Source organism: Aliikangiella coralliicola (assembly GCF_007004725.1).
Classification (GTDB): Bacteria; Pseudomonadota; Gammaproteobacteria; order Enterobacterales; family Kangiellaceae; genus Aliikangiella; species Aliikangiella coralliicola.
In genome coordinates this window covers 493,150-517,843 of sequence record NZ_ML660163.1, presented here as the reverse complement: position 1 = coordinate 517,843, position 24,694 = coordinate 493,150, and the positions used below count along the sequence as shown (strand labels likewise).

Here is a 24,694-nt window from a genome sequence, read left to right as displayed (position 1 = left end):
TGACGATGGAAACTCAAGCTGTTTTACGCCATGCGCGTATCTCCCCACAAAAAGCTCGCTTAGTGGCAAATCAGGTTCGCGGTCTTTCGGTAGAAAAAGCTTTAAACATACTGAAATTCAGTAACAAAAAAGCAGCCGATTTGATTAAGAAAGTTCTAGATTCTGCAATCGCAAATGCTGAGCATAACGATGGCGCAGATATCGACGAGCTAACTGTTTCTACAATTTTTGTAGATGAAGGCCCTACGTTAAAGCGGATCAAAACGCGTGCGAAAGGTCGAGCAGATCGCATTTTTAAGCGGTCTTGTCATATCACCGTTAAAGTTTCGGATAACTAGGAGATAGATCCATGGGTCAAAAAGTACATCCAAATGGTATCCGTCTTGGCATCGTAAAAAAGCATAGTTCTATTTGGTATGCGGAACGCGGTGAATATGCGGATTTCCTGGCAAGCGATATTCAAATTCGTGAATGGCTGATGAAGACTCTTTCGCGTGCTTCAGTATCAAAAATTGATATTGAACGCCCTACGAAAGCACTTCGCGTAACCATCCACACTGCCCGTCCGGGTATTGTGATCGGTAAAAAAGGCGAAGACATCGAAAAGTTACGTAAAAAAGTATCACAAATGACTGGCGTACAAACTCAAATTAATATTGAGCAAGTTCGTAAGCCAGAATTGGACGCGCAATTAGTTGCTGACAGTATTGCACAGCAATTAGAGCGTCGTGTTATGTTCCGTCGTGCTATGAAGCGAGCGGTACAAAACACTATGCGTGTAGGCGCCGAAGGTATCAAAGTTCAAGTAAGTGGTCGTTTAGGCGGTGCAGATATTGCTCGTGCTGAATGGTATCGTGAAGGTCGTGTACCTTTGCACACACTTCGTGCAGACATCGATTATGCGACTGCGGAAGCTGCGACCACCTACGGAATTATTGGTGTTAAGGTCTGGATTTTCAAAGGTGAGGTATTTGGTGATCAACCGCAAGCTATTGCTGAAGAAAAACCAAAAAAGAAGCCTTCCCGAGCTAAGAAACAGTAGGGGAATAGACCATGTTACAACCAAAAAGAACGAAATTTCGTAAACAGCACACCGGCCGTAACCGTGGTGTTGTAAACCACAATGTTAGCTTTGGTGAGTTTGGTCTTAAGTCTGCGGCTCGCGGACGAATGACTGCTAGACAAATCGAAGCCGCACGTCGTGCTATGACTCGTCATATGCGTCGTCAAGGTAAGGTTTACATCCGCGTATTCCCTGATAAGCCTATTACTAAAAAGCCATTAGAAGTTCGTATGGGTAAAGGTAAAGGTAGTGTGGAATACTGGGTTGCACAAATTCAACCAGGACGTATGTTGTTCGAAGTTGAAGGTATTGCTGAAGATTTAGCGCGCGAAGCATTTGCATTAGCTGCAGCTAAACTTCCTTTTAAAACAACTTTTGTTAAGCGGACGGTATTGTAATGAATGCTTCTGAGTTGAGAGATAAAAGTGTTGAGGAGCTCCAAAATGAGCTGCTTGAACTACGTAAAGAGCAGTTTAACTTACGTATGCAGAAAGCGACTGGTCAGTCGAACCAGACTCACACATTAAAAAATGTGCGTCGTGATATTGCACGCGTTAAAACTGTACTAAATCAGAAGGCTGGTACTTCAGCAAATGAAGCGCCTTCTAATGGAGAGCAGAACTAATGAGTGAGCAGAAAGTAATTAAGCGTACTCTGACTGGTAAAGTCATCAGCGACAAAATGGATAAAACCATTACCGTCAAAGTTGAGCGCCAAGTAAAGCATCCTATTTATGGGAAATTTATTAAGCGTTCTACTAAGGTTCATGCTCATGATGAAGCTAACGAGTGCAAAATAGGCGATACTGTCACTGTTGTTGAAAGCAGACCGCTTTCAAAGAGCAAATCCTGGCAGTTAGTTGAGGTAGTTGAAAAAGCTAACTAAAGATACGGAATTAGTATATTTTCGTTAGCTGAATCAATTGAATGATGGTATACTCCCGCTCCTTTTGCGCGGCACTACTATAAAGTGTGCGTATATTTAGTGCGGGAACTATTGGAGAAAACCAATGATCCAGATGCAAACTACGCTTGACGTTGCTGATAACAGCGGTGCGCGTCGAGTTCAGTGTATTAAGGTTCTTGGAGGTTCACACCGCCGTTACGCAAGAATCGGTGATGTGATCAAAGTCAGTGTTAAAGAAGCTATTCCTCGTGGTAAAGCGAAGAAGGGTGATGTTCTTAACGCGGTTGTTGTTCGAACCAGAAAAGGTGTTCGTCGTCCTGATGGGTCTTTGATTCGTTTTGATGGCAATGCTGCGGTTCTTCTTAATACTAACTTACAGCCTATCGGTACTCGTATTTTTGGACCTGTTACTCGCGAACTTCGCGGTGATAAGTTCATGAAGATCGTATCTTTGGCTCCGGAAGTACTGTAGGAGAGATTGACATGCAAAAGTTAAAAACTGGCGATGAAGTCATCGTTCTTACAGGTAAGAGTAACGGCCAACGCGGTAAGATTTCTAAAATCATTACTGACAAGAACCGTGTAGTTGTGGAAGGTGTTAACATGATGAAAAAACATGTTCGACCTAACCCACAGGCAGGTATTCAAGGCGGCATCGTTGAAAAAGAAGCTGCAATGGATATTTCCAATGTTGCAATTTTTAATTCCAAGACCGGCAAAGCTGATCGTGTTGGAATTAAAGTTGAAGAAGACGGTAAGCGCGTTCGTATTTTTAAATCGAACGGCGAATTGATCGATTAATCTAGTTTTTCATTAATTGGTGTAAGAAATGGCGAAACTGCAAGACCACTATAAAGAAAAGGTAGTCAGCGCTTTAACTGAAAAGTTTGACTACAAGTCTGTCATGCAAGTCCCTAAGATTACCAAGATCACATTAAATATGGGTCTGGGTGAAGCTGTTGGGGATAAGAAAGTTCTAGAGAACGCTTGCGGAGATCTGACAGCAATCTCGGGCCAAAAGCCTGTTGTTACAAAAGCTCGCAAATCAATTGCTGGTTTTAAAATTCGTGACGACTACCCTATTGGCGCAAAAGTAACACTTCGCGGTGAGCGTATGTGGGAGTTTATGGAGCGCTTAATCTCTATAGCAATTCCTCGTATTCGTGACTTCCGAGGTTTAAATCCTAAGTCGTTTGACGGCCGTGGTAACTATTCCATGGGTGTTAAAGAGCAGATTATCTTTCCTGAAATCGATTACGATAAGGTTGATAAGATACGCGGTATGGATATCACTATCACTACCACTGCGACTACAGATGAAGAAGGACGCGAACTTTTAAGCGCGTTTAACTTCCCGCTTAAGAGCTAAGGGGTAATTTATGGCTAAAGTATCAATGGTACAGCGCGAAAACAAACGCGCACGTATGGTTGCAAAGTACGCTAAGAAGCGTGCTGAACTAAAGGCAATTATTGCTGACCTCAGCAAAAGTGATGAAGAGCGTTGGGAAGCACAGGTAGCGTTGCAAAAACTACCTCGTGATGCAAGCCCCGTACGTCAACGTAATCGTTGTCGTGTCACTGGTCGCCCTCATGCTTACCTTCGTAAGTTCGGTTTATGCCGAAATAAGTTACGAGAGCAAGCGATGAAAGGTAATGTACCCGGCTTGGTTAAAGCTAGCTGGTAATTTGTTGGGAGAATCAATATGAGCATGCAAGATCCTATTGCTGATATGCTGACTCGCATCCGTAACGGACAATCAGCAGGCAAAAAAGTTGTTTCCATGCCTTCTTCAAAACTCAAAGTGTCTATCGCTGAAGTATTGAAAGCAGAAGGTTATATCACCGAAATTTCTCGATCAGAAGACGGTGGGAAAGCAGAATTATCAATTGAATTAAAATACTACCAAGGCCGTCCAGTTATCGACACAATTAAACGTGTTAGTCGCCCTGGGTTACGTATTTATAAAAAGTCTACTGAGCTACCTCGTGTACTAGATGGTTTAGGTGTCGCTATCGTGTCTACTTCTAAAGGAGTTATGACCGATCAAGCTGCGCGTAAGCAAGGTCACGGCGGCGAAGTTCTCTGTATCGTGTCTTAAGGAGAACCATTATGTCTAGAGTAGCAAAAAATCCAGTAGCAATTCCTTCAGGTGTAACTGTTGACCTTAAAGGTCAAACTATTGCAGTTAAAGGTGCAAAAGGTGAATTGAAGCAAGATATTCATACTTCAGTTGACGTCAATGTTGAAGACAACCAGGTAACATTTGCGGGACGAGATGGTGTTGACGGAGCAAAAGCGATGTCAGGAACTATGCGTTCATTAGTCAATAATATGGTTACAGGGGTTTCCCAAGGTTTTGAAAAGAAGCTGTTGTTAGTGGGAGTTGGATACCGAGCTAAAGCTAAAGGTAAAGTTCTCGATCTTACACTTGGCTTTTCACACCCTGTGAATTACGAACTACCAGAAGGTATTACGGTTGAAACACCTTCTAATACAGAGATTCTGGTTAAGGGTGTTGACAAGCAATTAGTTGGTCAGGTTGCAGCAAACATCCGAGCTTATCGTCCACCAGAGCCTTATAAGGGTAAAGGTGTGAAATACGCGGACGAAACTATCCGTCGTAAAGAAGCTAAGAAAAAGTAGGGCAGCGTCATGAATAAGAAACAAGCTAGAATTCGTCGTTCGACTAAAGGTCGAATGAAAATGAAAGAGCTAGGTGCCACTCGTTTAGTTGTTAATCGTACACCTCGCCATATTTATGCTCAGGTTATTTCCGCAGAAGGCGGAAAGATTTTAGCGACTGCATCAAGTGTTGAGAAAGACATCAAGGCAGCCGGTAGTGCAACAGGAAATGTAGATACAGCGAAAGCTGTTGGTGCATTGGTTGCGAAACGAGCTACTGAAGCGGGCGTATCAAAAGTAGCTTTTGATCGCTCTGGTTTTAAATACCATGGTCGTGTTAAAGCATTAGCTGATTCTGCACGCGAAAATGGTCTTCAGTTTTAAGGGTTAAAAAATGGCTAGACAAGAAGCAAATAATACCGAAGGTCTTGTAGAGAAATTAGTTAACGTTAACCGCGTTTCAAAAGTGGTTAAAGGTGGACGTATTTTCTCTTTCACAGCTTTGACGGTAGTTGGCGATGGTAATGGTAAAGTCGGTTTTGGTCGTGGTAAGGCGCGTGAAGTTCCTGCTGCAATTCAAAAAGCGATGGAACAAGCTCGTCGTAATATGATTCAAGTTGAATTAAAAGATGGTCACACGTTACAACATCCTATTAACTCAAGACACGGGGCTTCAAAAGTATATATGCAGCCTGCGTCTCAAGGTACAGGTATTATCGCCGGTGGTGCGATGCGTTCTGTATTTGAAGTAGTTGGTGTTGAAAATGTTTTGGCAAAAAGCATCGGTTCAACAAATCCAATTAATATCGTGCGTGCAACAATCCGTGGCTTAAGCGAAATGTTCTCTCCAGAGGCAGTCGCAGCAAAACGCGGTAAATCTGTTGCTGAAATTATGGAGTAAATCATGGCCGCTAAGAAATACATGAAAGTTACTCAAACCAAATCGTCAAGCGGTCGGTTAAAGAACCATAAGGCTTGTTTGATGGGTTTAGGATTGCGTCGCATAGGCCATACGGTTGAGGTTGAAGATACACCTTCAACTCGAGGTATGGTTAATACTATAAGCTATATGATTCGAGTGGAGGATTGATCATGCGATTAAATACTCTAAGCCCTGGCGAAGGTGCTAAAAAGAAAGCAAAGCGAGTTGGTCGCGGTATTGGTTCTACACTAGGTAAAACTTGTGGTAGAGGCCATAAGGGTTTGAAGTCTCGCTCTGGCGGAAAAGTAAAACCTGGTTTTGAAGGCGGTCAAATGCCTTTGAAACAGCGTTTACCAAAATTCGGTTTTACATCGAGAAAATCTTTGGTTTCAGCTGAAGTTCGACTTGGTGAACTAAATAAAATTGAAGGTGAAACGGTTGACCTCTTGTCTTTACGTGCTGCTGGCCTTATTAATAAGAACATTCAGCAAGTAAAAGTAATGTTATCTGGTTCTATCGACCGATCTGTAAGCATTGGTGATGGAGTTAGAGTGAGTAAAGGCGCTCAAGCAGCTATTGAAGCTGCTGGTGGGAAGGTTCAAGCGTAGTCTTGTTTAACTACGTAAGTGTAAGGGTTAACAAAAGAAATGGCTAAAGCTCCAGTAGAAAAAAAATCAGGCGGCGGATTAACTGAGCTCAAACAACGCTTGTTGTTTGTGCTCACTGCTATTGTTATTTTCCGTTTGGGATCCTTTGTTCCTGTTCCAGGAATAGATTCGGGCGTTCTGGCCCAATTAATGGAACAGCAATCAGGTACAATTTTGGCTTTGTTCAATGTATTTTCTGGTGGAGCATTGGAAAGAGCGAGTGTTTTTGCTCTGGGAATTATGCCATACATTACCGCATCCATTATCATTCAGGTAATGAGTTTTGTTGAGCCGAAACTTCAGGAAATTAAGAAAGAAGGTGAGGCTGGGCGACGTAAGATAAACCAATACACTCGGTATTTGACCTTTTTCCTGGCTTGCGTACAAGCGATTGGAATTGCAACGAATTTTCCAAATTTGATGCCAGGATTGGTTCCAAATCCTGATTTTGGTTTTTACTTCGGCGCCATTGTTAGTTTGGTAACTGGAACCATGTTCTTAATGTGGTTAGGTGAGCAGATTAATGAGCGTGGTATTGGTAACGGTATATCGGTATTGATCTTTATCGGTATCGTGGCTGGCTTGCCGACTGCTTTAGGACAAACTTTTGAGCAGGCAAGACAAGGCGATATGAATGTTCTTGCGCTGTTGTTAATTCTTGCAGTTGTTTTGTTGGTTACAGCATTTGTTGTATTTATGGAGCGTGGACAGCGAAGAATCGTTGTAAATTATGCGCAAAAACAGCAAGGTCGCCGCATGTATCAGGCACAATCCTCTCATTTACCGCTAAAAGTTAATATGGCTGGTGTTATCCCCGCAATATTTGCATCAAGTATTATTCTATTCCCGGGCACAATTGCTCAATGGATAGGTGCAAGTAAAGGTGATGACTGGTTGTGGTTGCAAAATGTTGCACAGCAGATGCAGCCTGGTAATCCACTATATATATTGATATATGGTGCAGGTATCATGTTCTTCTGTTTTTTCTATACCGCATTGGTCTACAATCCTCGTGATACAGCAGATCAATTAAAACGATCTGGAGCGTTTATTCCCGGCATTCGTCCTGGCGAGCAGACCTCTAAATATATTGATAAGGTTATGACGCGGCTAACTTTGGTTGGAGCACTCTACATCACTGCAGTTTGTCTTCTTCCTGAGTTCATGATCTTATTCTGGCAAGTGCCTTTCTACTTTGGTGGAACTTCATTGTTGATAATCGTGGTCGTCATTATGGATTTTATGTCGCAAGTACAAGCGCATCTAATATCTCGCGATTATGAGTCAGTATTGAAAAAGGCCAATTTTAAAAATTATGGCGCAACCGGTATCCGGTAAAGCGCTATTTTATTTGGAGTACGAAGATGAAAGTTCGAGCTTCTGTTAAAAAAATCTGTCGTGAATGTAAAATAATTCGCAGAAACGGCAGTGTAAGAGTTATCTGTTCTGACCCTCGCCATAAACAGCGTCAGGGATAAGAAAAGACTTCCTTACTATATCTTGTTAGAGAGATTAAATTAACAGGTTGATTTTTAATCGTTTCAAGGCTATTATGTCGCGCCTTTTTATAAGGTGTTTTAGATTAGAGAATATAAAGCACTTGAAACTGAAATTTGGGAGTTAGTTAAATGGCCCGTATCGCTGGTATTAACATTCCAGTTAGCAAGCATTCGGTAATTGCATTGACGTCGATTTATGGCATAGGCCGTTCTCGCGCTAAAGCTATATGTGGTAGCGCTGGAATCGAAGAAAATCGCAAAATAAAAGATTTGACCGAATCTGAAATTGAATCACTTCGTGGCGAAGTTGCAAAATTCACTGTTGAAGGTGACTTGCGTCGTGAAGTTTCCATGAATATTAAACGTTTGATGGATTTAGGTTGCTTTCGTGGCATTCGTCACAGAAGAAGTTTACCTGTTCGTGGACAGCGCACTAAAACTAATGCGCGTACGCGAAAAGGTCCGCGTAAACCAATTAAGAGATAGACAACTATGGCAAAATCACCTCGTTCTCGTAAAAAGGTCAAAAAGCACGTAGTTGATGGAATGGCTCATATTCACGCGTCATTCAATAACACTATCGTGACAGTAACTGACCGTCAAGGAAACGCACTTGCTTGGGCCACTGCCGGTGGTTCTGGATTTCGCGGATCTAGAAAAAGCACTCCATTCGCCGCACAGGTTGCCGCTGATAGAGTTGCAGAAATGGTTAAAGAAATGGGCATGAAGAATATGGAAGTATTCGTCAAGGGCCCTGGACCAGGTCGTGAGTCAGCAGTTCGTGCATTAAACAATGCCGGATTCAAGATCACTAACATCACTGATGTTACGCCGATCCCTCACAATGGATGTCGCCCGCCTAAAAAGCGACGCGTGTAACTTTAGGTATTGCTGGAGAATTAACAGATGGCAAGATATATTGGACCTAAGCTTAAGTTAGCACGTCGTGAAGGCGTCGATCTGATGCTGAAAAGCGGCGTACGTGCTATTGAAGATAAGTGTAAAATTGATCAACCACCAGGAGTTCACGGCGGAAAACGTGCTCGCCTTTCGGACTATGGTCTACAATTACGTGAAAAGCAAAAAGTACGCAGAATTTACGGCGTATTAGAAAAGCAATTCCGAAATTATTATAAAGAAGCTGCTCGCCTTAAAGGTGCGACAGGTGAAAACCTGCTTCAACTATTAGAGACTCGATTAGACAATGTTGTTTACCGAATGGGATTTGGTACAACTAGAGCTGAAGCTCGTCAGTTGGTAAGTCATAAAGCGGTGTTGGTTAATGGGAAAACCGTTAACATTCCGTCTTATAACGTGTCTGCATCGGATGTGATCTCTATTCGTGAAAAGTCAAGAACTCAAGCTCGTATTGTAGCGGCTTTAGAACTGGCTTCGCAAAAAGAGCGTCCTACATGGGTTGAAGTTGATGATAAAAAGATGGAAGGGACTTTCAAAAACGCTCCTGAGCGTTCTGATTTACCATCTGACATTAACGAAAATCTAATAGTGGAATTATACTCTAAGTAACACTTGAAGAGGATTATTTATGGGCAATGTCACTGAGCTTCTGACTCCGCGTCAGATCAAAGTGGAAAATCTTGGTGAGAGAAAAGCTAAAGTCGTATTAGAGCCTTTTGAAAGAGGATTTGGTCATACTTTAGGTAACTCACTTCGTAGAATTTTACTTTCATCAATGCCTGGTTGTGCGGTAGTCGAAGTTGAAATTGACGGAGTGCTTCACGAATACACAACGATTGAAAGTGTTCAAGAGGATGTAATCGATATATTGCTAAACCTTAAAGGTTTGGCAATTCGATTAGAAGATAGAGACGAAGCGACTCTTGTTCTTCAAAAGAAAGGCGAAGGCGCTGTTACCGCTGCAGATATCGAAGAGCAAGCTGGTGTAGAGATAATCAATTCTGACCACCATATCGCGACTTTGACTAAGAAAGGTGCATTAAATATGCGGCTTTATATCAAGAAGGGTCGTGGGTATGAGCCAGCAGCACTTCGTAAAGGTAGTGATGAAGATGACATGAGCATTGGACGTCTTCAGCTTGATGCTTCATTTAGCCCTGTTCGCCGAGTATCTTATGTTGTTGATTCCGCTCGTGTAGAACAGCGCACCAATCTTGACAAGCTAGTCATTGATTTGGAAACAAATGGAACAATTGAGCCTGAAGAAGCAATACGCCGATGTGCAACTATTCTTCAGCAACAATTAGCTGCTTTTGTTGATTTGAAAGATGAAAAACAAAGTGAACCAGAAAAAGAAGAGCCAGAAGTTGATCCAATTCTTCTTCGTCCGGTTGACGATCTTGAGTTAACGGTTAGAAGTGCTAACTGTCTTAAGACTGAAAATATCCACTACATTGGTGATCTTATCCAACGTACGGAAGTTGAGCTGCTTAAAACACCTAATTTGGGTAAAAAGTCGCTAACAGAGATTAAAGATGTTTTAGCTTCTCGTGGTTTGTCACTGGGCATGCGCCTGGAGAATTGGCCACCATCAAGTATTCTTGACGAAGCCTAAGCACTAATCTTTTAAGAAGTATTCGGTAAAACCCTATTCAGATTGAGTAGGGTTTTATTGTTTAAGTAGTAACACAGATAGGTTTGCTCAAAAAATCTATTTGTTAATAACATAAACCAAAGAATATCAGTACTAATGCAGGCTGGTAAGTAAAAAAGGTAATTTAAAATGCGTCATCGTCAAAGTGGTCGTCAATTAAATCGAAATTCTAGCCATCGTCAGGCTATGTTTCGTAATATGTCAGTTTCTTTAATCGAACATGAACTGATTAAAACTACAGTTGCTAAAGCGAAAGAACTTCGCCGAGTGGTTGAGCCACTAATTACTTTAGCTAAAGAAGATTCAGTTGCTAATCGCCGTTTAGCTTTTTCTCGTACAAGAAGCAAAGCTGCTGTCGGCAAATTGTTCGATGAGCTAGGTCCTCGTTATCAGGAGCGTCCTGGAGGATACCTTCGAATAGTTAAAGCTGGCTTTAGAGCTGGTGATAAAGCGCCGGTCGCGTACGTGGAGTTAGTTGACCGCCCAATTATCGAAGAAGTTGAAGAAGTTGAAGAAACTGAAGAATAAGTATTAAACGAATTTTTGAGCCGGGATTTATCCCGGCTTTTTTTTGCCCGTTTGAAAGTAACTAACAGCAAAGAATGTGCATGCAGACAGGAGCATTAGTAAAGCACCGAATTGCGAACCAGACATTCCTAGTACTTTTACTGGGTTAGTGCTAATAAATTCAACCAGAAAGCGACATACCCCCCAGGTTAATAGCAAAGTAAAAAAGACGAAATAAGGTTTAGGTTTTTTTAGCTGATATTTCTTCAGCGAGTACCAAATGACTAATGAGTACAAAGCTTCGTAAAGCGGAACCGGGTGAACTTTGTCATTAGTTGCGGCAACGCCGTGAGGAAAGCTCATTGCCCAGGGAAGTTCTGATTTAACGCCGTAGCAATCATCTCCTGCTAGAAAACATCCTATTCTGGCTATCGCATATGCGAAAGCAGCGGCAGGAGCTGCTGCATCCAGAAGAAGACTTAACTTAATTTTGCTTAATTGTGAAAATAATACTGTTACCAGGATTGCTGCGACAATCGCACCCTGGCTGGAAAAACCGCTTCCAGATAATAGAGAACTCCAATCAGAAAAGTCAGCTTCGTGGGGATTTTTAACCATGAACATTAATTTTGCGCCGATCACGCCAAAAATAAGCAGAGAAATAATCAGTATTTCGGTATTGATCGGACGCTTTGAAACTTCATTGATACGCACAATATACATATGGCGGCCTATCAGATAGGCTAGCGCTAACATCACACCGTAGGTACCGATAGTCAGAGTATTAGATTGATATAAATACGGATACATTTGCTTTTAATATGGCTAAAGCATCAGAGTGTAGAACGACACCACCCGCTTGTAAACTATAACTACCCGTTAGTGAGTTATCTGCTTGATCCAGTTAGATATTACAGTTTACTGTCGTTATTGGTTATGAGCTTTAAGTAATGCTTCTGTAATTGCGAATGGGTATAATTAACTTCCAGTTTTGAGACTTATTTATTTGAAATATGAATATTAATAGGCTATTTTTATATTCTTTATTATTATAAAAATTGGGCTCTCAGATAACAATAGCCTTATTCAATACCAGAATACTTACCAATGTGCCAAATACAGATCTAAAATAACATGGAGGTTGAAGTTGAAAGTTGTTGCCATAAACAGGCTTAAAGAAGCCCAAATCAAATATCCTGCTGCTCACAGGCACTTGTATGGCTGGTATCAGATATTACGGCATGGTGATTTTTTCTCGGAGAAAGCGCTAAGAGCGACTTTTGGCGATATGCGCGGATTTAATTATCAATATAAATTTCCAATACCTGAAACAACGCTATTAGTGCACACTTTGATTAATTTCGAATCTCAGGTTGCCTTTATTGAAGACATCAAGCCCGGAAATCACTAATGAGGGAACGATAAAATGCAAGAAGCCTTAGAAAAAGCTGTACAACATTGGAATATGGTTGCTCCAGTTGTAGACACTCCTAAAACTCCCGATGATTATGAAGTATTGCTGACGAATCTAAGAGATGCAATTGAACTAGTGGAGAACAGAGGGAATAGCCCTTTGTCAGGTTTAATTAAAGCGATGGCTACCGCGGCGCAAGAATATGAGCGAAATTTTATGCCTGAACACCAGCAAATTGCTGGCGGCGCTTTGTTAGCTTTAAAGTATTTGATCAAGTTACATGGAATTAAGCAATCTGAACTCAAGGAAATAGGGAGCCAGGGCGTGGTGTCAGAAGTTTTAAGCGGAAAGCGTTCATTAACTATTCGCCATGTTCGTGAATTGTCAAAAAAGTTTAATGTCTCTCCAAATGTTTTTATTGACGATTAAATTTGTTTCGTTTCAGATTGAAGGGTAGTCACAACTATTCTACGAAAACAGAATAAGCTCAGTTTGGGTATTCAGTTCCCGAATGAATAAGATTTGATTCATTTATCCGCGCTGATGTAGGAATGCCATTTAAAAGTAAATCCGTCATTGCTAGTTAAAGAAATAACTGTGGCTCCAATATGTCAATTCGAATTTCCCACTTGTTTTAAACTCTCTTAATCGCTTGAAACATCAAAAAGCGCCCGAGTTAGATAAAAATATTGATTATGCTATTATCTTCGGTTTCGCAGTTTCAATTTAAGCAACTGTTATTCAGCTAATTCTGTCCGTTGTAGGAGCATTTTTTGTCTGACACAGATTCGGAACAATTAATAGTGAGTTCGATTCAACCAAATAAGGAACTATCGAAGTCCTTAGTAGACTCGCCGGACTCAGAGACTGGTGAAGATCAAGTTTGTTCTAATTGCGGCACCCGGCTTGCGGGTCGCTTCTGCCACGAATGTGGTCAGTCGTCTCGCAGCATGATTAAATTCTTTGGTGAATTAGTGCGAGAACTAACAGTTGATGTTATTGGATTTGACTCTCGACTTAAACATACAATTGCGCCTCTTATATTTAAGCCAGGAAAAATTACCATTGATTACATTTATGGTAAGCGATTTTTTTATGTGTTGCCCTTAAGGCTTTATTTATTTACCAGTCTCCTTTTCATTCTATTTTTAAAATTTAACACAGATCCTTCTACTGTTATAAAAACTAGCGAAAAGGAAGCGGAAGTCATCGAGGAAGTGAGTGAATCAATTAAAAATATAGAATTACCAGAAGAGACAGTAATTCCGGGTAGTGACCCAATAAGCCCACCAGAAAATCAGTTTGTAGCGAACAAGAAAAATAGTGATGAAACTGAAGGGAAGGTTACTGATAAAACACCTGCGAAGGATAATATAAAAAAAGAAAGTGAAAACTTCGGAATTCAAATAAACGGGGAAAATATTTCCTTTCAGGGGGAAGAATTTAAACAAGATGGCTTTCTCAAGGATTTTGCAGACAACGTCACTTTGAAATGGGAAAGCTGGAAAAAAGATCCCTCTCCTTTAATCAAAGAGATCTACGAGCTTCTCCCTTATATGATGTTTATTTTATTGCCTATTTTTGCTGTCGTGTTAAAGGTATTTTATCTGTTTTCAAAGCGATTCTACGTAGAGCATCTAATTTTTCTTATTCATAATCACTGCTTTATTTATGTGGCGATAATGTTGCAGATGAGCTTATGGTTAGTTGAAGAGCAATTTAAGAATAGTTCGCACTGGCTATTAGAAAGCATTGCATCGCTGTCGGCTTTTATTGCCATGGTTTTAGGTTTTTGGATTCTAATATATATTTTATTGGCGATGAAAAAAGTTTATCGTCAAGGATGGCCTTTAACTCTGCTGAAAAGTGGTGTGTTAGGGACTATTTACATCCTTCTGATTACAGTCGGGTTTATTACCACTATTTTGGTGAGTGCTTATTTTGCCTAATCACTACAATTCGACAAAATTAACCAAAAATTTTGTTACATGGCTTAAGCGACGAATATCAGCTACTTACTAGTTTGATTTCTTATTTTGAGGGAAGAGTTCGTGATTGTTACGCTAATCACGAAATATTATTAACTTATTATGATAGAGAATATTCTAAGTTTTGTTGAGCAAAATGCCCACTGGGCTGGCGTCATCATATTTTCAGTCGCATTTTTAGAGTCAATGGCGATTGTCGGACTATTGATCCCAGGGTGGATTTTATTGGTCGGTATTGGGACCATGATAGGTGCCGATGCACTCTCATTCTATCCCGTAGTGTTTGCCGCTTATCTCGGCGCAGTCATTGGCGAGTATATTAGTTTTTATGCTGGATACCATTATCATGAAAAAATACTCAGCTGGTCATTTGTCGCTAAGCACCAAAAGATTATCGAAAAAAGTCGAGTCTTTTTCGAAAAGCACGGTGTCGGTGGTGTGTTTATTGGCCGTTTCTTTGGGCCAACAAGAGCGGTTGTTCCATTAATCGCCGGCATTTCAGAAATGAACAAAGTGACCTTTTTTTGGGTAAATCTTATTTCTGGGATTATTTGGGCGCCATTATATTTAATTCCGGGCATTTTAGTTGGCGCTGCCTTTTCACTAGACAAAAGTCAGGGTTACGAGCTGATCTTCATATTAGTTATCATTGTGGGGACTCTTGGTTTCGCGATTAAAGCAAGTAAATCCTATTGGCGAGAAAGATACAATAATGATGACACGTTGGCCTCTGTCCTTAAGCCTGCACTCTGGTGGTGTATCGCTTTAGTATCTTTATTGATTTTTGTTCGCAGCCCCTATTGGAATTTGTTTACCGACATTCTTTCAATTGTGCTCGATAAGTTATAATGAACAGATGGGAGATAGTGTGGATTAATGCACTAGTCGATATTCAGCTTAATATAAGCTTTTAGCGAAATAAACGTTACTCTAATCAAATATGAAGACATGCCGTTCAGAAATTAGTTTGCTCAATTCTTATCTGCAAGCAAATTGCTTTTTGTAACGGCGGTGATCGGCTCGTCTTTTTAGTAATGACTTGCTTGTGTTGTCGAAGATTCCTTTTCTTCTACCGTTGTTGATTTAGCTTTCCATGAATCCATATTTTGTTCAGCAATATTCTGCATAAGAGAAACTGGGTTGGCTCCGAGAATTGTATTTAGCGGGCTTTTAAGCCCGGCACGCCGCTCCATAAACAATTTGATGCTGTGCTCAAGAAAGCGGCTCATCATTGCTTGCATTGAGTCACCATAAAAACGAACAAATTCTTTTAAAATTTCAGACGTCATTATTGGATGACCGTTGGTTTCTTCCTCTGCAATAATTTGCATCAAGGTGCAGCGGGTCAAATCTTCGTTGGTTTTGGCATCAACGACTTTGAAGTCAGTGTAGGACATGACTAGATCTTTTATGTCATTAAGAGTTATGTAGCTACTGATTTGGGTATCGTATAAACGTCGGTTGGGGTATTTCTTAATAACTCTCATTTCAGACATAGTTTTGATCCTGTTGTTTTTATGAGTTATTGCACTAGTTGATTATTTATAGCTGACAACTTGTTACCTGTGCTTAGGAATTCTTATTATTTGATTTTTCAGCCTTTTGAGTGTAACCCGAACTGATGCTGCATGACAACAAAAACTCCGCTTCAAATGGTTAAACTTGGAATTTTTATTGAATTAGAGATGAGCAAAGTAGCAAAAAGCGGTATATCAAAAAACATACCGCTTTTTAGGTTAATTATTTATCGATTATCAAATAAAAAAAGAAAGGCTAAGTTACCTGTTTTTTGTTAAGTGTTCGACCACTGAAGGATCGGCTAATGTCGAAGTGTCGCCTAAGTTGTCAAACTCATTGGCTGCTATCTTCCGTAAAATTCTTCGCATAATTTTACCTGAACGCGTTTTGGGAAGTCCGGGCGCCCATTGAATGACTTCCGGCTTGGCAATAGGCCCAATTTCTTTTGCGACAAATTGAGTCAGCTCCTGTTTGAGAGAGTCTGTTTGCTCAACACCAATCATTAAAGTCACATAAGCGTAAATGCCTTCTCCTTTTATTTCATGAGGAAATCCAACTACAGCGGCCTCTGCCACTTTAGGGTGAAGAACTAACGCGCTTTCTATTTCTGCGGTTCCCAACCGATGACCTGACACATTGAGTACGTCGTCCATACGGCCTGTTATCCAGATATAGCCATCGGCGTCTCTTCTGGCACCATCGCCAGTAAAATAGTAACCAGGAAATTGAGAAAAGTAGGTATCAAAGAATCGTTTATGATCGCCATAAACAGTTCTCATTTGACCTGGCCAGCTTTGAGCCATCACCAGACTTCCTGCTGCTTCACCCTCAAGAGGATGACCGTCGTTATCTAACAACATTGGCTTAACGCCGAAAAAAGGTTTACTCGCTGAGCCCGGTTTTAATGCGTGAGCGCCGGGCAGTGGAGTAATTAAAATACCACCTGTTTCTGTTTGCCACCAGGTATCAACTATTGGGCAATTTTCGCCGCCGACAACTTTGTAATACCATTCCCAAGCTTCGGGGTTGATTGGCTCACCAACGGTACCGAGTAGCCTTAAACTTTTTCGGGAAGTTAGATCTACAGGTTCGTTGCCCAAAGCCATCAGCGCCCTGATGGCTGTTGGCGCTGTGTAAAAAATGGAAACCTTATGCTCATCTACTACTTCCCAAAATCTGGATGCACTCGGATAGTTAGGTACACCTTCAAACACCAGTGTTGTCGCGCCGTTGGCCAGAGGCCCATAGAAAATATAGGAGTGGCCGGTTATCCATCCTGCATCAGCAGTGCACCAATAGATATCGCCTTCTTGATAATCAAAAACATATTTGTGAGTGATGGCTGCATAGAGAATATATCCGCCAGATGTGTGTAAAACGCCTTTGGGCTGCCCTGTGGAACCGGAGGTGTAAAGGATAAAAAGAGGATCCTCTGCTTGCATGATTTCAGGTGCACATTCAGTTGAAGCGGATTGATGAAGCTGTTTGTAGTCAACATCAATGTCACTATTCCAATCTGTCGCATTATTGGTATGTTTAATCACTAATACTGTATGAACATTAGGACAACCGGCGATAGCTTCGTCGGTGTTTTTCTTCAAAGGTATTTTCTTGCCGCCTCTGACTCCTTCGTCAGCAGTAATCACCACTTTGCAATCAGAGTCGAGTATTCTGGTTTTGAGAGATTCCGGTGAGAAGCCGCCAAACACAACCGAGTGAACGGCACCGATACGTGCACAAGCCAACATGGCGTAACCGACTTCGGGAATCATCGGCATGTAAATACATACGCGATCACCTTTTTTGACTCCCCGTTGTTTCAGAATATTGGCAAATCGACAAACCTCATCATGTAGCTCCTGATAGGTGATATGCCGAGAGTTACCCGGTTCATCGCCTTCAAATATAATTGCGGTTTGATTGGCTTTTTCAGGAAGGTGTCGGTCAATGCAATTATAGCTCACATTAAGTTCTGCGCCTTCAAACCATTTGATACTCGCCTGATGATAATCAACTTCACTAACTGTATCCCAGGGTTTATACCAGCTTATAAACTTTTCAGCTTGCTCCGCCCAGAATCTATCAGGGTCGGTAATTGATGCCTGATACATTGCTTGGTATTTTGGATTGTCGACTAAGGATTTTTCAACGAAATTATCTTTTGTTGGGTGGAGATGTACCTGACTCATTTATAAGTTCCTTTTCGAAAATATTATTATTTACTTTAAATAATATTCGACATCCTGTCCAATTAGAGATTATCTCATTTAAATACGGAAAACAGGTTATTTGAAAAGATGAAAATGACTTTGTAGTCGAATTGAAAAAACTAGAAAGAAATGGGCTACCCATTAATGCTCTGGGCAGCCAATCTTAGGTCGAGTGTTTAATTGATTTTGAAGACGACCTGGGAATTAATCAGAAACAGAAAATGCGTTAATAGAATTAATCAGGTTTTTGACCCAGTTGCCATATTGCCGATGGATTTTCTTGCCATCATACTTCAAATTGACAGAGTCTTTATATTTAATTGAGTAGGATTTATCATCATGGGTAATATCAACCACTAACTGGTGCTTTCTTATATTCAAAGTCGCCAGGATTTTTCCTTTTTCGATCACTTCGGTCTTCCAACCCAAAGATATGGCCGCTCTCATGATGGCTTTTTCTACACTTTCGACAGTTGATTTTTCCTGTGCATAATGCGGAATTTGTTGCCCTGGGTAATCTTGAACTAGCATTGTTTTTTTACATCCCAGAAGCGTCATGGTCAGTAAAAACAAGCCAAAATATGAAACTTTTCGCATACTAATTTCCTTTTTGTTTAATCTTTCTAGTTGATTGGATCATATTGGAGCTTTTTTTCAATGTAAAGTACTATTTATTAAGCATAAATTGACTACTTACCTGTTGTTTTTAGCTGCAACAATAATGGTCCATAGCGCTTGTTAGACAACTCAAATCTATTGTAATAGTCTACTAATTGTGTGAAAATTGCGCGTTTTCTGCAAGAAGTCGGCAAAATGAGTAAAAAAATCAATTTTTCCATAGAATCGTGGTCCGCGTGGTCCTCGTCGAAAAGGCTGCGATCGGATTGGATAGACTGGGCTTGCGGAAATAGCTTTTCAACTTCGTCTATACCACCTGATTTCTCTCAAATACCAGCGATGAAGCGCCGTCGGATGAGCAGCTTAAGCAAAATGGCTGTTACAACCGGGATTAACTGTTTAAGCGAAAGCCAATCACATCCAAAATGTGTATTTGCTTCCCGGCATGGAGAGTTAACTCGAACGGTTAAAATATTAGAATCAATTGCAAATCAAGAGGATATATCACCTACTGACTTTAGTCTTTCGGTACATAATACTTCGCTTGGTTTGTTCTCAATTCTTACTCAGAATAAGCAACCGGCTACTACCGTAGCTGGTGGTGTAGATACATTTGGCTATGGGTTGCTAGAATCTTGCGTTCTTATGTCTCGTTTTCCTGATAGCAAAGTGCTATTTGTCTATCATGATGAACCATTACCCGATAAGTATTCTGAATTTAAGTTTGGCCCGAAGGAGTCGATATGTATTGCGTTACTATTGTCTTGGAACGAGAATGTGCTATCTGGCGCTAATACTAATGTAAGCATGTCTATGAAAGAAAGAGCAACTGGCAGTGATGAAGAGCGTGATTTAGGAGAGAGCTTTCTAAAACACTATTTATCGGGTGCTGAAAACTCTGTCGTAGATGGTCAGTCTCGACAATGGGTTTGGGGACGGTAATGTTTAGTTCTATAAACTATGTCTGGCGGTTGATAGCGACTGCGTTTAGTTTTTTTGCTTTCGGAGTTGGTGGGCTGCTGTTAACGTTAGTTGTGTTCCCATCACTCAATATATTTTGCAAAAATAAACAAAAGAGAACCAAACTCGCCAGGCATATTATCCATAAGAGTTTTCGCTTTTTTATCACGATGATGTCCAACTTTGGAATGTTTCACTTCGACATCGAAAAAGCGGAGCAAGAGTTAACCAAATTTCATGGAAAGCTAATTATTGCCAATCATCCTTCGCTAATCGACGTGGTTGTTTTAATTGCGATATTGCCACAAGCAGATTGTATTGTTAAAAAAGGTTTGTGGGATAATTTTTTCTTAAAGGGAGTTGTCAAAGCTGCCGGTTATATTAAGAACACCGAAGATCCAGAGCGTTTATTTAGCGCTTGTAGCAAATCGTTGCAGTCGGGGTATTCACTGATTATCTTTCCGGAAGGAACTCGCACTAAACCTACACAACCGCTTAAGTTCCAGCGTGGTGCGAGTAACATCGCTATCAGATGCAGTGTTGATCTAGTGCCAGTTGTTATTCACTGCCATCCGTCAACGCTTACTAAAAATGAGCCATGGTATAGTATCCCTTATAAAAAAGCCGATTTTTCAGTTAGGGTGGGTAAACCGGTAGAGGTTGATAATTTTGTGAGCTCAGAACAAAGCTTATCGGTTAGTGCCAGGCGTATGACATCCTTTATTCAAGACTATTTTGTTGAGGAAAACAAAAATTATGCATGAGTTAGAAGTTGAAATAAAATCCCTGATTATTGAATCACTGGAATTGGAAGACATTTCCGTCGAGGACATTGAGTCCGAAGAAGCGTTGTTTGGTGAGGGATTAGGTTTAGACTCAATCGATGCTTTGGAATTAGGATTAGCTTTGAAGAAAAAATATAACATTAAATTAGAAGCAAGTTCAGAAGAGTCGAAAAAACATTTTTATTCCGTGGCTAGTCTGGCCGCGTTTGTTAAAGAGCAGAGAGAAATAGCTTAATGAAAGATAAGAAAGAAATACTCGAACAGCTAACAAGCATTTTGGTTGAAGAGTTTGAAATTGAAAAAGAAGAAATAACCTTGGAAGCAAATCTTTACCAAGAGCTCGATCTTGATAGTATTGACACTGTTGACTTAGTCATTAAATTGCAGGAAATAACAGGCAAAAAGATACAACCTGAAACTTTTAAGTCTGTAAGAACAGTGAATGACGTTGTTGATGCAGTAGACCAATTAATTAATAGCTAATGAAAATTGCCGCGACTGCTTTTGCAGCCATATTGGTAGTATTATATCCCTTGGTTATATATTTTGGGCTCAATCATTTTGAGCCTAAGTTCATGGCTATCATTCTTGCGGCTATTTTAGTATTAAGATATTTTTCAAGAAAAAAAATGAGAAGTAATGCTGAGAGCAATACGCTAATTATTGTTACTTTTCTCGGGATTACGCTCGTTGTAATTACAGTAATTAGCAATTCTGTTCAAGGCTTGAAACTTTATCCTACTATCGTTAGTTTTTCGTTTCTTGTCGCTTTTGGGTATAGCCTGAAAAATCCGCCCTCAGCCATAGAGCGAATTGCCAGACTGAGTGAACCTGAATTGCCGCAAGAGGCAATTGAGTATACTCGCTTAGTTACGCAAATATGGTGCGTATTTTTTCTACTAAATGGACTCTTCTCACTATTTACTACTTTTTTTTCAAGTATTGAGTTTTGGACCTTATATAATGGTTTAATTTCGTATTTGATTATGGGTTGTATATTTGGCGGAGAATTCATATATCGGAAGCTATTCTTAGTTAAGTAAAAAATGTTAAGTCAATTGAATCAAATTTTGAGTCAAAAACATCAAAGTGGCTGTTTCGATGTTTGTTTTGATTTATCCTCCAATAAAACAATTAGTTCAGATAAGTTTCGTCAGGATCTTGCCCGACTTTCTAATAAAATCTCATTAAATAGTGCATCAAAATGGCTATTAAGCATTGAAAGCTCTTATTGGTTTTTGGTTGCATTATTCGCATTGTTGACTCAAAAAAAAGAAGTCATTATTTGTGCTAACAGAACGCCTAGGTGGTTGGATGAAATTAATAGTGAGTATGATGCAATAATCAGTGAAAGTGACTTGGATATTGATAATAAATTATCGATTAATCTCGATTGTGGTACTGAGTCATTTAACGAGTCTCAGTATCAATTGAGTGGAGCTGAAGTTATTACATTTTTTACTTCGGGTTCTACCGGAGCACCAAAGGCTATTAAGAAAAAGCTAATATCATTGTTGAATGAAGTAGAAACTCTAGAAGAAGCCTTCGGTTTGCTAGTTCAAAATAAAACCGTTGTCGCCAGTGTTTCTCATTCGCATATTTATGGTCTTTTGTTTAAATTACTATGGCCCTTTGTTACCGGTAGAAGTTGGGCTGAACAGCAAATTGAGTACCCTGAGCAGCTACTAATGGCGAAGCGTTCTGAGAGACCGTTTGTCTTTGTTTCGAGCCCCGCTTTTCTTTCAAGAATAGATCTTGACCTTAATGGAATAGAACCCACTGTGACCTTTTCGTCGGGTGGGCCTCTGTCGCTTGCGGCGGCACAGTTGGCGAAGAATTATTTTAAGAATGTTCCAATTGAAATATATGGTAGTACCGAAACTGGAGGAATTGCACATAGGCAACAGACGGAATTGACTACGCCATGGAAGCCGTTTAAAAAAGTCGTACTAGAGATCAATAATACTGACACAATATTGCGTTCCCCCCATATCGCTGAAAAATATGGGATTGTATTAGATGATCAATTAGAGATTTTTTCAGATGGCCAATTTATTTTAAAAGGCCGAAAAGATCGCGTGGTAAAGCTGGAAGAAAAGAGAGTTTCGTTAACAGAAATTGAATCCTATCTGGAAACTATGACTTCTGTTGAGAACTCTGTTGCTTTATTACTTTCCGGCGAGCGTCATGTTTTAGGTGTTGTGATCGTTTTATCTTCCGAAGGGCAATTGCTTTTAGAAGAAAAAGGTAAGCGGTATTTGGTTGAACACTGGAAACGGCAAATGCGGCAGAGGTTTGAACCAGTTACCATCCCGAGAAAATGGCGAATCGTTGAGTGCATACCGTTGACTTCTCAAAGTAAACTCGACACAGATTCGTTACTACAATTATTCTGTCATAGTGAGAAAGCGAGCTAATGGAATTTCCAGAAGTAGTTGAAGTAATTAAAGAAGACTCTACCATGCAACTGGTATTGGACATTAATGAGAAACTCCAGGCCTTTGAAGGTCATTTTGACTCAGTACCTATCATTCCCGGAGTCGTGCAAATTCAATGGGTCATTGAGTTCACAAAACGCTACTTTTCGGAATTAAACTCAATTGAAGTTAACCGAATGGACGCCATTAAATATCAGCACGTGATTCAGCCAAATTGCAAAATTAGTTTGAGAGTCGAGCATAAGCAAGGCAAACTTTGGTTTGCGTTTGAGTCGGATGGCAAGAAACACTCTTCAGGCAAATTAGTGATTGAATAAATGACCCAATACTCCGCCTGTTTTATTATACCTAACTACAATCACACAGCTGTTTTTGAGCCCATGCTCAAAGAGCTTGGCGATTTCAACATTCCTATTATTGTGGTTAATGATGGTAGTGATGAGCATACGACTCAGCTTTTAAAGAAGATAGGCGAATCTAACGAAGCTATTACTGTTTTACATTTGCCTGAAAACCAGGGTAAAGGTGGTGCGGTGATGGCTGGGATGCGACACGCTTTTAATCAAGGTTTTTCACACGCATTGCAGGTTGATGCTGACGGGCAACATAACCTGGAAGATATTCAAAAGTTTCTTGAATGCAGCGAGCGTTTTCCGCGGGACACTATTTGCGGATATCCGGTATATGACAAATCTGTACCATTAGGTCGGTTGCTACCTAGATATATTACTCATTTCTGGGTTTGGGTCGAAACATTGAGTTTTGAGATCAAAGATTCGATGTGTGGGTTTCGAGTTTACCCACTTGCCAGCTGTATAGAAATAATTGAGAACAATAAGCTAGGTAAAAGAATGGATTTTGACGTCGAAATTTTGGTTCGGCTTTATTGGGAATCTGTTGACATAAAATTCATACCGACAAAAGTGATTTACCCCGAAGATGGTGTCTCGCATTTTCAGTTATTTCGAGATAACTGGCTGATAAGTAAAATGCATACGCGTTTATTTTTCGGTATGTTGAGACGGTTCCCATCATTATTGGTGCGTAAATTTCGCTCGGAAAAACAATCAAAAATGCGTGTCAAACATTGGGGGGCGGAAAAAGAAAAAGGAAGTCTCCACGGGTTAAACTTCTTGATTTGGGTTTATAAAGTATTTGGACGTAATATTTTTCTGATTTTATTGCATCCTGTAATTAGCTACTTTGTATTAACCTCGAAAGTAGCGCGGGAGTCCTCCAGAACTTATTTGCAGCAATTAGCCAAATATCAGGGAGAACCAACTGACGTTAAATTACGTCAAATATACCAACATTTTTACCAATTTGGTGTTTCCGCAATTGACAAAATTGCATGCTGGATGGGCGACCTTGATGAAAGCGAAATTAAAGTACACGGTAAAGACTTATTTGAAAAGGTGGCGGCATCAGGAAAAGGTGCTGTATTTATCGGTTCACACTTGGGCAACCTGGAACTTTGCCGGGCCGTTGGCGTGAAAAATAACGAGCTTAAAATTAATGCCATAGTTTTTAATAAACATGCATCTAAGTTTCAACAAGCTCTTAGTAAGAGCAATCCAAATGTAGAAGTCAATCTAATTCATGTCGAAAAAATTAGCATTGATACAGCAATTCTCTTAAAGCAAAAAGTAGAGCAGGGAGAAGTGGTTATTATTGTTGGTGATCGTACATCGGTCAGTAGTATCGGTCGTGTTCAATATGTCGACTTTCTCGGTAAAAAAGCACCTTTTGCCGAAGGGCCACATATTTTGGCCGGTATTTTAGAGTGCCCTGTCTATTTGTTATTTTGTATTAAAGAACAAGGTGTACATAACATTTACCTTGAACACTTTGCAGATTCATTAAAGTTTTCGCGTAGTACGCGCAAACAAGAGTTAGAAGGTGTGGTGCAGAAATTTGCACAACGTCTCACGTATTATTGTAAAAAAGCGCCATTGCAATGGTTTAATTTTTATGACTTTTGGCAGGCGGACAACTCGAAAGAAGTCCAAAGAAAATTCGAGTGA

38 protein-coding genes are annotated in these 24,694 nt (G+C 40.3%); 34 read left to right on the top strand and 4 right to left on the bottom strand.

Annotated elements, in window-relative coordinates; all coding sequences use genetic code 11:
* The first annotated feature begins 5 nt into the window (after positions 1–5).
* The 22 genes from rplV (at position 6) to rplQ (ending at position 10,760) form a co-directional block, all read left to right on the top strand.
* The gene (gene rplV, locus FLL46_RS10985; RefSeq protein ID WP_142893558.1) at positions 6–338 is read left to right on the top strand and encodes a 50S ribosomal protein L22; all 333 of its coding nucleotides are present in this window, start codon (positions 6–8) and stop codon (positions 336–338) included.
* An 11-nt stretch (positions 339–349) separates the two neighbouring features.
* Positions 350–1,042, top strand: a complete 693-nt coding sequence (gene rpsC, locus FLL46_RS10980) for a 30S ribosomal protein S3 (protein ID WP_142893557.1) — start codon at positions 350–352, stop codon at positions 1,040–1,042.
* A gap of 11 nt (positions 1,043–1,053) precedes the next feature.
* Complete coding sequence (rplP, locus tag FLL46_RS10975) at positions 1,054–1,461, top strand: 50S ribosomal protein L16 (RefSeq protein WP_142893556.1); 408 nt, start codon at positions 1,054–1,056, stop codon at positions 1,459–1,461.
* Positions 1,461–1,688, top strand: coding sequence for a 50S ribosomal protein L29 (rpmC, locus tag FLL46_RS10970; protein ID WP_142893555.1), 228 nt, complete (start codon positions 1,461–1,463; stop codon positions 1,686–1,688). Before rplP ends, rpmC begins: the two co-directional genes overlap by 1 nt.
* Entirely contained in the window at positions 1,688–1,948 is a 261-nt protein-coding gene (rpsQ, locus tag FLL46_RS10965; RefSeq protein WP_142893554.1) for a 30S ribosomal protein S17, read from the top strand. The genes rpmC and rpsQ overlap by 1 nt, the downstream gene beginning before the upstream one ends.
* A gap of 124 nt (positions 1,949–2,072) precedes the next feature.
* The gene (gene rplN, locus FLL46_RS10960) at positions 2,073–2,441 is read left to right on the top strand and encodes a 50S ribosomal protein L14 (protein ID WP_142893553.1); all 369 of its coding nucleotides are present in this window, start codon (positions 2,073–2,075) and stop codon (positions 2,439–2,441) included.
* An 11-nt stretch (positions 2,442–2,452) separates the two neighbouring features.
* Complete coding sequence (gene rplX / locus FLL46_RS10955) at positions 2,453–2,770, top strand: 50S ribosomal protein L24 (RefSeq protein ID WP_142893552.1); 318 nt, start codon at positions 2,453–2,455, stop codon at positions 2,768–2,770.
* A gap of 28 nt (positions 2,771–2,798) precedes the next feature.
* A complete protein-coding gene (gene rplE / locus FLL46_RS10950; protein ID WP_142893551.1) occupies positions 2,799–3,338 on the top strand; it encodes a 50S ribosomal protein L5 in 540 nt (179 codons plus the stop codon).
* A 10-nt stretch (positions 3,339–3,348) separates the two neighbouring features.
* Positions 3,349–3,654 carry a 30S ribosomal protein S14 gene (gene rpsN, locus FLL46_RS10945; protein ID WP_142893550.1) on the top strand — a complete coding sequence of 102 codons (306 nt, stop codon included), beginning with the start codon at positions 3,349–3,351 and terminating at the stop codon, positions 3,652–3,654.
* Between the two features lie 18 nt (positions 3,655–3,672).
* A complete protein-coding gene (rpsH, locus tag FLL46_RS10940; RefSeq protein ID WP_142893549.1) occupies positions 3,673–4,068 on the top strand; it encodes a 30S ribosomal protein S8 in 396 nt (131 codons plus the stop codon).
* Between the two features lie 11 nt (positions 4,069–4,079).
* On the top strand, positions 4,080–4,613 hold the full coding sequence (rplF, locus tag FLL46_RS10935; protein ID WP_142893548.1) for a 50S ribosomal protein L6: 534 nt from the start codon (positions 4,080–4,082) through the stop codon (positions 4,611–4,613).
* A gap of 9 nt (positions 4,614–4,622) precedes the next feature.
* Positions 4,623–4,976, top strand: coding sequence for a 50S ribosomal protein L18 (rplR, locus tag FLL46_RS10930; protein ID WP_142893547.1), 354 nt, complete (start codon positions 4,623–4,625; stop codon positions 4,974–4,976).
* Between the two features lie 10 nt (positions 4,977–4,986).
* On the top strand, positions 4,987–5,493 hold the full coding sequence (gene rpsE / locus FLL46_RS10925; RefSeq protein WP_142893546.1) for a 30S ribosomal protein S5: 507 nt from the start codon (positions 4,987–4,989) through the stop codon (positions 5,491–5,493).
* Between the two features lie 3 nt (positions 5,494–5,496).
* Positions 5,497–5,682, top strand: coding sequence for a 50S ribosomal protein L30 (rpmD, locus tag FLL46_RS10920; protein ID WP_142893545.1), 186 nt, complete (start codon positions 5,497–5,499; stop codon positions 5,680–5,682).
* Positions 5,683–5,684: 2 nt separating this feature from the next.
* Positions 5,685–6,122, top strand: coding sequence for a 50S ribosomal protein L15 (gene rplO, locus FLL46_RS10915; RefSeq protein WP_142893544.1), 438 nt, complete (start codon positions 5,685–5,687; stop codon positions 6,120–6,122).
* A gap of 39 nt (positions 6,123–6,161) precedes the next feature.
* A complete protein-coding gene (gene secY / locus FLL46_RS10910; protein WP_142893543.1) occupies positions 6,162–7,499 on the top strand; it encodes a preprotein translocase subunit SecY in 1,338 nt (445 codons plus the stop codon).
* A gap of 26 nt (positions 7,500–7,525) precedes the next feature.
* Positions 7,526–7,639, top strand: coding sequence for a 50S ribosomal protein L36 (gene rpmJ / locus FLL46_RS10905; protein WP_142893542.1), 114 nt, complete (start codon positions 7,526–7,528; stop codon positions 7,637–7,639).
* Between the two features lie 150 nt (positions 7,640–7,789).
* Positions 7,790–8,146, top strand: a complete 357-nt coding sequence (rpsM, locus tag FLL46_RS10900; protein ID WP_142893541.1) for a 30S ribosomal protein S13 — start codon at positions 7,790–7,792, stop codon at positions 8,144–8,146.
* Between the two features lie 6 nt (positions 8,147–8,152).
* Complete coding sequence (gene rpsK, locus FLL46_RS10895; protein WP_142893540.1) at positions 8,153–8,539, top strand: 30S ribosomal protein S11; 387 nt, start codon at positions 8,153–8,155, stop codon at positions 8,537–8,539.
* 27 nt (positions 8,540–8,566) lie between these two features.
* Positions 8,567–9,187, top strand: coding sequence for a 30S ribosomal protein S4 (rpsD, locus tag FLL46_RS10890; RefSeq protein ID WP_142893539.1), 621 nt, complete (start codon positions 8,567–8,569; stop codon positions 9,185–9,187).
* 19 nt (positions 9,188–9,206) lie between these two features.
* Positions 9,207–10,193: a DNA-directed RNA polymerase subunit alpha gene (locus FLL46_RS10885; RefSeq protein WP_142893538.1), complete on the top strand. Its 987-nt coding sequence runs from the start codon at positions 9,207–9,209 to the stop codon at positions 10,191–10,193.
* A gap of 168 nt (positions 10,194–10,361) precedes the next feature.
* Positions 10,362–10,760, top strand: coding sequence for a 50S ribosomal protein L17 (gene rplQ / locus FLL46_RS10880; RefSeq protein WP_142893537.1), 399 nt, complete (start codon positions 10,362–10,364; stop codon positions 10,758–10,760).
* Positions 10,761–10,787: 27 nt separating this feature from the next.
* On the opposite strand, the gene FLL46_RS10875 is transcribed toward rplQ, so the two are convergent.
* A complete protein-coding gene (locus FLL46_RS10875) occupies positions 10,788–11,549 on the bottom strand; it encodes a prolipoprotein diacylglyceryl transferase (protein ID WP_142893536.1) in 762 nt (253 codons plus the stop codon).
* A gap of 337 nt (positions 11,550–11,886) precedes the next feature.
* Between FLL46_RS10875 and FLL46_RS10870 the strand changes: the two genes are divergently transcribed.
* From FLL46_RS10870 to FLL46_RS10855, 4 genes are all read left to right on the top strand, one after another.
* Positions 11,887–12,150 (top strand): type II toxin-antitoxin system HigB family toxin, encoded by a 264-nt coding sequence (locus FLL46_RS10870; RefSeq protein ID WP_142893535.1) that lies wholly within the window; start codon positions 11,887–11,889, stop codon positions 12,148–12,150.
* Positions 12,151–12,165: 15 nt separating this feature from the next.
* Positions 12,166–12,582 carry a helix-turn-helix domain-containing protein gene (locus FLL46_RS10865; protein ID WP_142893534.1) on the top strand — a complete coding sequence of 139 codons (417 nt, stop codon included), beginning with the start codon at positions 12,166–12,168 and terminating at the stop codon, positions 12,580–12,582.
* Positions 12,583–12,926: 344 nt separating this feature from the next.
* A complete protein-coding gene (locus tag FLL46_RS10860) occupies positions 12,927–14,102 on the top strand; it encodes a DUF3667 domain-containing protein (RefSeq protein ID WP_142893533.1) in 1,176 nt (391 codons plus the stop codon).
* Positions 14,103–14,243: 141 nt separating this feature from the next.
* Positions 14,244–14,990 carry a DedA family protein gene (locus FLL46_RS10855; RefSeq protein WP_142893532.1) on the top strand — a complete coding sequence of 249 codons (747 nt, stop codon included), beginning with the start codon at positions 14,244–14,246 and terminating at the stop codon, positions 14,988–14,990.
* Between the two features lie 179 nt (positions 14,991–15,169).
* On the opposite strand, the gene phaR is transcribed toward FLL46_RS10855, so the two are convergent.
* The 3 genes from phaR to FLL46_RS10840 form a co-directional block, all read right to left on the bottom strand.
* Positions 15,170–15,637, bottom strand: coding sequence for a polyhydroxyalkanoate synthesis repressor PhaR (gene phaR / locus FLL46_RS10850; protein WP_142893531.1), 468 nt, complete (start codon positions 15,635–15,637; stop codon positions 15,170–15,172).
* Between the two features lie 282 nt (positions 15,638–15,919).
* Positions 15,920–17,848 (bottom strand): acetate--CoA ligase, encoded by a 1,929-nt coding sequence (gene acs / locus FLL46_RS10845; protein ID WP_142893530.1) that lies wholly within the window; start codon positions 17,846–17,848, stop codon positions 15,920–15,922.
* Between the two features lie 225 nt (positions 17,849–18,073).
* Positions 18,074–18,466, bottom strand: a complete 393-nt coding sequence (locus tag FLL46_RS10840; RefSeq protein WP_142893529.1) for a hypothetical protein — start codon at positions 18,464–18,466, stop codon at positions 18,074–18,076.
* 216 nt (positions 18,467–18,682) lie between these two features.
* Between FLL46_RS10840 and FLL46_RS10835 the strand changes: the two genes are divergently transcribed.
* The 8 genes from FLL46_RS10835 to FLL46_RS10800 are packed head-to-tail and all read left to right on the top strand — an operon-like array spanning position 18,683 to position 24,694.
* Positions 18,683–19,429 (top strand): beta-ketoacyl synthase chain length factor, encoded by a 747-nt coding sequence (locus FLL46_RS10835; protein WP_142893528.1) that lies wholly within the window; start codon positions 18,683–18,685, stop codon positions 19,427–19,429.
* Positions 19,429–20,211, top strand: coding sequence for a lysophospholipid acyltransferase family protein (locus FLL46_RS10830; RefSeq protein ID WP_142893527.1), 783 nt, complete (start codon positions 19,429–19,431; stop codon positions 20,209–20,211). Before FLL46_RS10835 ends, FLL46_RS10830 begins: the two co-directional genes overlap by 1 nt.
* The gene (locus FLL46_RS10825; RefSeq protein WP_142893526.1) at positions 20,204–20,467 is read left to right on the top strand and encodes a phosphopantetheine-binding protein; all 264 of its coding nucleotides are present in this window, start codon (positions 20,204–20,206) and stop codon (positions 20,465–20,467) included. Before FLL46_RS10830 ends, FLL46_RS10825 begins: the two co-directional genes overlap by 8 nt.
* Entirely contained in the window at positions 20,467–20,715 is a 249-nt protein-coding gene (locus tag FLL46_RS10820) for an acyl carrier protein (protein WP_142893525.1), read from the top strand. Before FLL46_RS10825 ends, FLL46_RS10820 begins: the two co-directional genes overlap by 1 nt.
* Positions 20,715–21,275, top strand: coding sequence for a COG4648 family protein (locus FLL46_RS10815; protein ID WP_142893524.1), 561 nt, complete (start codon positions 20,715–20,717; stop codon positions 21,273–21,275). The genes FLL46_RS10820 and FLL46_RS10815 overlap by 1 nt, the downstream gene beginning before the upstream one ends.
* A gap of 3 nt (positions 21,276–21,278) precedes the next feature.
* Entirely contained in the window at positions 21,279–22,649 is a 1,371-nt protein-coding gene (locus FLL46_RS10810; protein WP_142893523.1) for an AMP-binding protein, read from the top strand.
* Entirely contained in the window at positions 22,649–22,987 is a 339-nt protein-coding gene (locus FLL46_RS10805; protein WP_142893522.1) for an ApeI family dehydratase, read from the top strand. The genes FLL46_RS10810 and FLL46_RS10805 overlap by 1 nt, the downstream gene beginning before the upstream one ends.
* Positions 22,988–24,694, top strand: a complete 1,707-nt coding sequence (locus tag FLL46_RS10800) for a glycosyltransferase family 2 protein (protein ID WP_142893521.1) — start codon at positions 22,988–22,990, stop codon at positions 24,692–24,694.

Excerpts from the sequence above, each read along its gene's own strand:
- rplV (WP_142893558.1), top strand. The coding sequence starts at position 6 with ATGGAAACTCAAGCTGTTTTACGCCATGCGCGTATCTCCCCACAAAAA.
- rpsC (WP_142893557.1), top strand. The coding sequence starts at position 350 with ATGGGTCAAAAAGTACATCCAAATGGTATCCGTCTTGGCATCGTAAAA.
- rplP (WP_142893556.1), top strand. The coding sequence starts at position 1,054 with ATGTTACAACCAAAAAGAACGAAATTTCGTAAACAGCACACCGGCCGT.
- rpmC (WP_142893555.1), top strand. The coding sequence starts at position 1,461 with ATGAATGCTTCTGAGTTGAGAGATAAAAGTGTTGAGGAGCTCCAAAAT.
- rpsQ (WP_142893554.1), top strand. The coding sequence starts at position 1,688 with ATGAGTGAGCAGAAAGTAATTAAGCGTACTCTGACTGGTAAAGTCATC.
- rplN (WP_142893553.1), top strand. The coding sequence starts at position 2,073 with ATGATCCAGATGCAAACTACGCTTGACGTTGCTGATAACAGCGGTGCG.
- rplX (WP_142893552.1), top strand. The coding sequence starts at position 2,453 with ATGCAAAAGTTAAAAACTGGCGATGAAGTCATCGTTCTTACAGGTAAG.
- rplE (WP_142893551.1), top strand. The coding sequence starts at position 2,799 with ATGGCGAAACTGCAAGACCACTATAAAGAAAAGGTAGTCAGCGCTTTA.
- rpsN (WP_142893550.1), top strand. The coding sequence starts at position 3,349 with ATGGCTAAAGTATCAATGGTACAGCGCGAAAACAAACGCGCACGTATG.
- rpsH (WP_142893549.1), top strand. The coding sequence starts at position 3,673 with ATGAGCATGCAAGATCCTATTGCTGATATGCTGACTCGCATCCGTAAC.
- rplF (WP_142893548.1), top strand. The coding sequence starts at position 4,080 with ATGTCTAGAGTAGCAAAAAATCCAGTAGCAATTCCTTCAGGTGTAACT.
- rplR (WP_142893547.1), top strand. The coding sequence starts at position 4,623 with ATGAATAAGAAACAAGCTAGAATTCGTCGTTCGACTAAAGGTCGAATG.
- rpsE (WP_142893546.1), top strand. The coding sequence starts at position 4,987 with ATGGCTAGACAAGAAGCAAATAATACCGAAGGTCTTGTAGAGAAATTA.
- rpmD (WP_142893545.1), top strand. The coding sequence starts at position 5,497 with ATGGCCGCTAAGAAATACATGAAAGTTACTCAAACCAAATCGTCAAGC.
- rplO (WP_142893544.1), top strand. The coding sequence starts at position 5,685 with ATGCGATTAAATACTCTAAGCCCTGGCGAAGGTGCTAAAAAGAAAGCA.
- secY (WP_142893543.1), top strand. The coding sequence starts at position 6,162 with ATGGCTAAAGCTCCAGTAGAAAAAAAATCAGGCGGCGGATTAACTGAG.
- rpmJ (WP_142893542.1), top strand. The coding sequence starts at position 7,526 with ATGAAAGTTCGAGCTTCTGTTAAAAAAATCTGTCGTGAATGTAAAATA.
- rpsM (WP_142893541.1), top strand. The coding sequence starts at position 7,790 with ATGGCCCGTATCGCTGGTATTAACATTCCAGTTAGCAAGCATTCGGTA.
- rpsK (WP_142893540.1), top strand. The coding sequence starts at position 8,153 with ATGGCAAAATCACCTCGTTCTCGTAAAAAGGTCAAAAAGCACGTAGTT.
- rpsD (WP_142893539.1), top strand. The coding sequence starts at position 8,567 with ATGGCAAGATATATTGGACCTAAGCTTAAGTTAGCACGTCGTGAAGGC.
- FLL46_RS10885 (WP_142893538.1), top strand. The coding sequence starts at position 9,207 with ATGGGCAATGTCACTGAGCTTCTGACTCCGCGTCAGATCAAAGTGGAA.
- rplQ (WP_142893537.1), top strand. The coding sequence starts at position 10,362 with ATGCGTCATCGTCAAAGTGGTCGTCAATTAAATCGAAATTCTAGCCAT.
- FLL46_RS10875 (WP_142893536.1), bottom strand. The coding sequence starts at position 11,549 with ATGTATCCGTATTTATATCAATCTAATACTCTGACTATCGGTACCTAC.
- FLL46_RS10865 (WP_142893534.1), top strand. The coding sequence starts at position 12,166 with ATGCAAGAAGCCTTAGAAAAAGCTGTACAACATTGGAATATGGTTGCT.
- FLL46_RS10855 (WP_142893532.1), top strand. The coding sequence starts at position 14,244 with ATGATAGAGAATATTCTAAGTTTTGTTGAGCAAAATGCCCACTGGGCT.
- phaR (WP_142893531.1), bottom strand. The coding sequence starts at position 15,637 with ATGTCTGAAATGAGAGTTATTAAGAAATACCCCAACCGACGTTTATAC.
- acs (WP_142893530.1), bottom strand. The coding sequence starts at position 17,848 with ATGAGTCAGGTACATCTCCACCCAACAAAAGATAATTTCGTTGAAAAA.
- FLL46_RS10840 (WP_142893529.1), bottom strand. The coding sequence starts at position 18,466 with ATGCGAAAAGTTTCATATTTTGGCTTGTTTTTACTGACCATGACGCTT.
- FLL46_RS10835 (WP_142893528.1), top strand. The coding sequence starts at position 18,683 with ATGAGTAAAAAAATCAATTTTTCCATAGAATCGTGGTCCGCGTGGTCC.
- FLL46_RS10830 (WP_142893527.1), top strand. The coding sequence starts at position 19,429 with ATGTTTAGTTCTATAAACTATGTCTGGCGGTTGATAGCGACTGCGTTT.
- FLL46_RS10825 (WP_142893526.1), top strand. The coding sequence starts at position 20,204 with ATGCATGAGTTAGAAGTTGAAATAAAATCCCTGATTATTGAATCACTG.
- FLL46_RS10820 (WP_142893525.1), top strand. The coding sequence starts at position 20,467 with ATGAAAGATAAGAAAGAAATACTCGAACAGCTAACAAGCATTTTGGTT.
- FLL46_RS10815 (WP_142893524.1), top strand. The coding sequence starts at position 20,715 with ATGAAAATTGCCGCGACTGCTTTTGCAGCCATATTGGTAGTATTATAT.
- FLL46_RS10810 (WP_142893523.1), top strand. The coding sequence starts at position 21,279 with ATGTTAAGTCAATTGAATCAAATTTTGAGTCAAAAACATCAAAGTGGC.
- FLL46_RS10805 (WP_142893522.1), top strand. The coding sequence starts at position 22,649 with ATGGAATTTCCAGAAGTAGTTGAAGTAATTAAAGAAGACTCTACCATG.
- FLL46_RS10800 (WP_142893521.1), top strand. The coding sequence starts at position 22,988 with ATGACCCAATACTCCGCCTGTTTTATTATACCTAACTACAATCACACA.